The 6447-nt window shown below is 53.7% G+C and carries 5 protein-coding genes; all 5 read right to left on the bottom strand.

The annotated features are described in order from the left end of the window. Window positions 1-1839: beta strand repeat-containing protein (locus H7A81_RS24805; RefSeq protein WP_370529992.1), on the bottom strand; the 1839-nt coding region annotated here is incomplete at its 3' end. Between the two features lie 568 nt (window positions 1840-2407). Then, window positions 2408-3847 carry a PTS N-acetylmuramic acid transporter subunit IIBC gene (murP, locus tag H7A81_RS24800; RefSeq protein ID WP_182059040.1) on the bottom strand — a complete coding sequence of 480 codons (1440 nt, stop codon included), beginning with the start codon at window positions 3845-3847 and terminating at the stop codon, window positions 2408-2410. Then, a complete protein-coding gene (murQ, locus tag H7A81_RS24795; protein ID WP_058960094.1) occupies window positions 3847-4758 on the bottom strand; it encodes an N-acetylmuramic acid 6-phosphate etherase in 912 nt (303 codons plus the stop codon). The genes murP and murQ overlap by 1 nt, the downstream gene beginning before the upstream one ends. A gap of 193 nt (window positions 4759-4951) precedes the next feature. Continuing rightward, complete coding sequence (gene gltP / locus H7A81_RS24790) at window positions 4952-6253, bottom strand: glutamate/aspartate:proton symporter GltP (RefSeq protein ID WP_058960091.1); 1302 nt, start codon at window positions 6251-6253, stop codon at window positions 4952-4954. Continuing rightward, on the bottom strand, window positions 6250-6447 hold a 198-nt coding region (locus H7A81_RS27575; protein WP_220458123.1), incomplete at its 5' end, for a hypothetical protein. The genes H7A81_RS27575 and gltP, both read right to left, overlap by 4 nt.

Below are 6447 nucleotides of genomic sequence, written 5' to 3'. Positions count from 1 at the left end.
CCCGGCAACGTTAATGGTCCCCGTTGAACTTGCAGAAGCGTTATTGCCACTGGTCGCCACCACCTTCACGCCCGTGCCGTTGACGCCGTTAAGGTTAATGGTGCCACTGTTATCGATGGTGCCGCTGCTGTTGGTCACCGACATCCCGACGTTTTCACGCGGCACGGTCGCGGCAGCACCATTCACATCAATGGTGCCGTTATTGACCATCGTGACCCCGCTGGCACCGGTCGCTGACATGCCCGCCGCGTTCTGCACCTTTGAGCCAATCACGATGTTGCCGTTGTTGGTGGCAGAACCGTTTGCCACCAGCGCGATCCCGCTGGTCAGGCCGCTCTGATTCATGGCGGTATCCGCCACGTTGTCGGTCAGGCTGTTTTGAGGACCACGACCAATATAAATCTGCCCATCGGCATTGTTGGTGAAGGTGGAGGTCGGCGATGTCAGCAGTACGCCCGATGCTGTACCGCGCGCGCTGGAGCCGTTCACGCCGATGTTGATATTGCCGCTGTTGCGGGATGTGGCGTCATCCTCCAACCGAATACCGGCTACGCCATACTGCGAGTTACTACCGATCGTCGCCAGATTGACGATGCCGTTGTTGTTAAACGCACTGCCGCTCTGCACCAGAACCCCATTGGCACCGTAGCCGGTGGAGCCAATACCCGTGCCATCCTGGCGATTGAGGAACCCACCGTTAATCACGCCAGTCGTGCTGGTACTGCCGTTGCTGTTGCCAGAAAGCACCAGTGCCGTGCCGTTATTGGCGAGGGTGCCGCGGCTGGCGAGCTTGCCATCAATCACCGCCTGCGCGCCGTTGGAGGCTTTAATCGCCCCGCCTGTCGAACCCACGACTTCCAGTGTGTTGCCCGCCGCAAGATTGACGCGAGCGTCTGGGCCATCGGCATTGACCACGATGCGGTTGCCAATCTGCAGCGTGACTTCATCCGGCGGTGTGGCGCTGACGTCGTACACAATATTGCCATTGGTGACGGTCACCGCTTTGTTGAATTCGGTCAGGTAGTTGGCTTTATCCAGATTGCCCGCCTGCAACTGACCAATCAGCCAGTTATTGTAAGTCTGCAATTCGCTGGCGCTGGTGACGGTGAAGGTGTGTGTGACGCCATCCAGCGTTTGCACATTCACGCTGCCGTTGTAAGTCGCCAGATTTTGCACCTGAAAGGATTGCGTGGCGCCTGCACCATCCGGTGTCGCGGCAGTGCCGAAGAAGCTGATGCGATTGTTGGAATTCCAGTTCAGCGTGCTGTTGCTGCCCACCTGAAACAGCGTGGTCTGCTTCGCTGCCATGCTCCAGCTGTTGGTGCTGGCGCTGCTGGCGGCATTCGCTTGCCCAAGATTCACATCAAGCAGGCCACCGTTGGAAACATCAGCGATGCGCGTGTTGATGTATTGATCGCCGTTAACGTTGACCACGTCCGGCACGGCGGTATCGGAAGTCACTGGCGTTTGTGCCACCAGGCTGGCGGAGTTGTAGACCTGGAAGGTGGTGTTACCACCCGTGGTAGAATCGGGTACGGTGATGGCGAAGTTCTGTGGACCGGGATCAAGACGCGTTTGATTCAGAAACTGCGCACCCGATGTGATATTGACCTGACCGAGACTGGAGTTCACTGAACCGTCCGTTCCCGGTGCAAAATCAGGATTGCCGTCCAGCGTTTCGTTACTGCCATTAACGTCAATACGCTGCTCGCCAAAGAGGTTGTCATTAATTTTCGGTGAATAGCTTCCCAGCGTAATGGCTTGCGCACTTATCGCCGGATAAAACAGCGCCTGCGCGGCTAATATTCCGAACGCAATCGGGTTTAATTTAAACTTCATACTTCCTCCAGTGGGCGTGCAGCGTCCACGCTGTTATTGCAACAGCGTTAAATTCATCGCGAGGGATACAACGGCAGGAATAACACCAACCCCGATGAGCAATTAATTTCTGAGAGCCACTGTGTGAAGAAAGTCTGGTGCAGCGAATAAGCGGTTAAAACTGTTTTTATAGATTAATTGGCTTTAGGTATAGACTTTTCTGCCATCGGACGCAAAAGGTAAATGAAGGTAACCCGTTGTCATAATAGCGAAATATTTGTGAGGCGGGAGAAATTATTGGCAATAATTGAGTCCAGAAGTTTCCAATAATTAGCCTGCTATCTTACTAATAGTTTCTTTATTTTTTATTAGCAGTTTACTTACGAATGGCACGGCATATTCGGCGATATCAGCGCCAGGCTAAGCGATACGGCGAATTGCAAAAACGTGACATAAATCACATTTAAATTCATTAAATCTCTAAGGTTTTGCCGGCGTATACCCCGTAGCGGCACGCCATCTCAGGCTTCATTCCAGCTTCACCGTAGCGGCATGATGTCGTGTGCTGCTACGGTGAATAGCCATGGCATTAGCTGAGATCGACGCCTTTGGTTCCGCCCCACCAGGTAAAGGCAAATCCACCGACCCACGCCACGATTAATCCGGCGAGATACACCGCCATACCGGCAAAGATCCCCTGTGAAGAGGTCATCAGCGGCAACGTAACCAATCCGGAAGGCCCAAATACCGTATTCATCCCCACCGGCAGACCGAGCCAGGCTACCAGACCAATGAAGAATCCACCCAGCGCACCACCACAACAGGCAGTAATAAATGGCTTCAGGCGTGGCAGCGTAACGCCATAAATCAACGGTTCGCCCACGCCCAACAGGCCCGGCACTATTGCGCCCTTGATTTGCGTACGCAGCAGCGAGTGCTTATCGGCCTTGCACCACAGCGCTAGAGAAGCCCCAACCTGACCCGCACCCGCCATCGCCAGAATCGGGAATAATGAGTTAAAGCCCTGGGTTTCCATCAGCGCAAAATAGACCGGGATGAAACCCTGATGAATCCCGAACATCACTGCAATTAAAAACAGACCGGCCAAAATAGCGCAGCCAAAGGGATTGTTATTGAGATGAATAAACAACCATGACATGCCTTTAAATAACTCACCGCCAATCGGCATAATCACCATAAAGGTGATGGCGCCGGTAATTAATAACGTGAGTAACGATGTTAAAATCATGTCGAGATTATCGGGGATAATTTTACGCAGTTGTTTCTCAATCCACGAACCGAATATCGCCGCCAATAATACGCCGATAATATTGCCGCGCGGGTCAATCGCCATGCCAAAGAAATCTGACATTCCGCTATAATAACCCACGGTGGCTTTTGGCATATAACCGAGCACAAACAGTGAAGCGATAATGGCACCGTTCACGCCGGTGCCACCAAAGGCTTTCTGCGCGTTATAACCAATGAGGATGCTCAGGAAGGTGAACAGCCCCTTGCCGAACACTTTCATGTAGGCCACGGTATCCAGCAGCCACTGCGCATGTTCACCGGGCTGGTTGAGGTGGAAAATCTGCTCAATCAGCGTGGCAAATCCCAACAGCAAACCGGCACCAATAAAGCCGGGAATCAATGGCGTGAAGATGGTGGCGAAGCAGGAGAGAAAACGGTGCAGCGCGCTGGTTTGCTTCGCTTTCATCTGCTGCTTTTGGGCGGCAGCAATAGTGCTGAGATCCTGCGGTTTTTCCGTTTCATCGCTATCCAGTAATCCCTGCATTTTCTCAGCGGCGGTTTGCGCTTTGCCGGGCCCCAGTACGATTTGCAGCTGCGCATCACTGTCGATCACACCCAATACGCCGGGCAGCGTTTTCAGTTGGGCATGATCGACTAATGTGGCATCCGCGAGCGTCAGGCGCAGACGCGTCATGCAATTGCCGCACTGCACAATGTTATGTGCGCCGCCCACCGCTTGCAGGATATCGCGCAGTAATCCTTCGGTGATGGCAGCCATTATTGCGCTCCTGCGTCACGCAACGCGTTACGGATAAAGCCGCTGTTTTGCTTCAGCAGCGCCTGGGCCTCGCTGGCATCCAATCCTGCCAGCACCATCACAATCGCCGTTTTGCAGTGACCGTGACACGCGTTCAGCGCCTGCTGCGCGGTGGCATCGTCGCAGTCAGTGGCCTGTTTGACGATGTTGATTTGGCGCTGCACCAGTTTTTGGTTAGTGGCTTCGACATCCACCATCAGGTTGCCGTACACCTTGCCACTGCGGATCATCGCGCCGGTGGTCAGCATATTGAGCACCAGCTTTTGTGCCGTACCGGCTTTCATACGCGAAGAACCGGTGACCACTTCTGGCCCCACTACCGGGGTGAGTGCCACATCCGCAGCTTGTGACATCGGGCTGTTAGGATTGCAGGTTAACGCCGCGCTAAATGCGCCCTGCTGTTTCGCATAGGCTAACGCGCCCAATACATAGGGTGTACGGCCACTGGCGGCAATTCCCACCAGTACATCATTAGCGTTGAAATCGATGTCCTTTAAATCCTGTGCGCCCTGTTCTACGTTATCTTCCGCGTTCTCCACCGCCTGCAAAATCGCGGTGTGGCCGCCGGCAATTAAACCCACCACCTGCGAGCGCGGCGTGCCAAAAGTCGGTGGGCACTCGCTGGCATCGAGAATACCGAGGCGGCCCGACGTGCCCGCTCCGCAATAAATGAGGCGCCCGCCTTTACTGAAGGCTGCAGTAATCGCATCCACCACCTGCGCAATCTGCGGCACAATCGCTTCCACTGCCAGTGCCACTTTTTTGTCTTCATCATTAATGACGCGCAACATCGCTTCGGTGGGTAGCTCGTCAATGTTTTGGCTCGCTGGGTTACGCCCTTCGGTGATCATCTGGCTCAGGTCGATCTGCATCACGCACTCCTGTGAAAGAATAATTTATTCAAAAAACTATATACCATTTTGAATTGTTAATTCCTGCTCGGTTGTCATGTTTTTGTACTTTTTGCAGAGGCAGGCATAAAAAAACCCGCCGGATGGCGGGTTTCGTTAACTACGCAAAGGTGCATGACGCAACTGAAGTCGTCATTGCGTACGGCTGATGGCCTTAACTGGCTTTCTGTGTGCGCAGTTCCAGCTCGTAGGCTTCGGCCTGCCTGGTGTCGAACTGGTTTTCCCAGCGTGCAATCACCAGCACCGCCAGCGCATTACCGATCACATTCAGCGCAGTACGCGCCATGTCCATGATGCGGTCCACACCGGCGATAAACGCCAGGCCTTCCAGTGGAATACCCACGCTGCCCAGAGTCGCCAGCAGCACCACGAAGGAGACGCCCGGCACGCCAGCAATCCCTTTCGAGGTCACCATCAGCGTCAGCACCAGAATGATTTCATCGGTTAGCGACAGGTCGATACCGTACAGCTGCGCGATAAAGATCGCCGCGATGCTCTGATACAGCGTTGAACCATCGAGGTTGAATGAGTAACCGGTCGGCACCACGAAGCTGGTGATGGCTTTCGGCGCACCGTAGGCTTCCATCTTCTGCATGATGCGTGGCAGCACGGTTTCTGAACTGGAGGTGGAATAGGCCAGAATCAGCTCATCTTTCAGGATGCGCATCAGCGTGGTAATACGCAGTTTACACATGCGCGCGACCGTTCCCAGCACCACGAAGGCAAAGAACAGAATCGCCACGTACACCAGCAGCACCAGCTTGGCCAGCGGATAGAGCGAGGCAAAACCAAAGTTAGCGATAGTGACCGCAATCAGCGCAAACACACCGACTGGTGCATAACGCATGATCATGTGCGTCACTTTAAACATGGTTTCAGACACTGAACGGAACACGGTCACCAGCGGATCACGATGTTCTGAAGGCAGCGCTGACAAGCCCATACCAAACAGCACCGAGAAGAAGATAATCGGCAGCATGTCGCCCTTCACCAGCGAGGCGAAAATGTTCTGCGGGATCAGCGACAGAATGGTGGTCACCAGGCCGTGAGGCGCCCCCTGTACCGCTTCCGTTGTGGCTTCGTATTTAGAGATGTCCACCGTTACCAGCGTAGACATATCAATGCCGCTACCTGGCTGGAATACGTTGGCCAGCGTAATGCCGACCACAATGGCAATGGTGGTGATCACTTCAAAATAGACGATGGTTTTGACACCAATACGCCCCAGTTTTTTCGCATCGCCAACGCCAGCAATGCCGACAATCAGGGAGGAAATCACAATCGGCACCACAATCATCTTGATCAGATGAATGAAGATGTCGCCTGCAGGGGTGAGAATGTTAGTGATTAACCATTCACGATCGTCTGGCTGATTATGCAGCACGGTTCCGACGATAACGCCGAGAATCAAGGCAATCAAAATTTGCCAGGCAAGGGTGAGCTTAAAACCTTTCATAACGCGTTACTTTCCTCAGTAAAAACCCCTTTGCTCCTCTGCGAAGCTGCAGAAGACATGACGCACAGGGAAGTGAGCAAAAGCCCGATAAAATAGAGGGTTATAGTGGACTGCATCAGACACTGCTGCGTAAGCATTTTGCGCCTGCGCGATGATGCAGCCTGAGTGGATACCTGCTGAACAGGGCCGAGATA

This window comes from Pantoea sp. ME81 (genome assembly GCF_903970985.1).
Taxonomy (GTDB): domain Bacteria; phylum Pseudomonadota; class Gammaproteobacteria; order Enterobacterales; family Enterobacteriaceae; genus Pantoea; species Pantoea communis.
Note: the sequence above shows the minus strand (reverse complement) of the source record. Positions and strands in the feature narration are given on the sequence as shown.

What these genes read in the sequence shown, in the direction of transcription:
- murP (WP_182059040.1), bottom strand. Translation starts at nt 3,847, where the DNA reads ATGGCTGCCATCACCGAAGGATTACTGCGCGATATCCTGCAAGCGGTG.
- murQ (WP_058960094.1), bottom strand. Translation starts at nt 4,758, where the DNA reads ATGCAGATCGACCTGAGCCAGATGATCACCGAAGGGCGTAACCCAGCG.
- gltP (WP_058960091.1), bottom strand. Translation starts at nt 6,253, where the DNA reads ATGAAAGGTTTTAAGCTCACCCTTGCCTGGCAAATTTTGATTGCCTTG.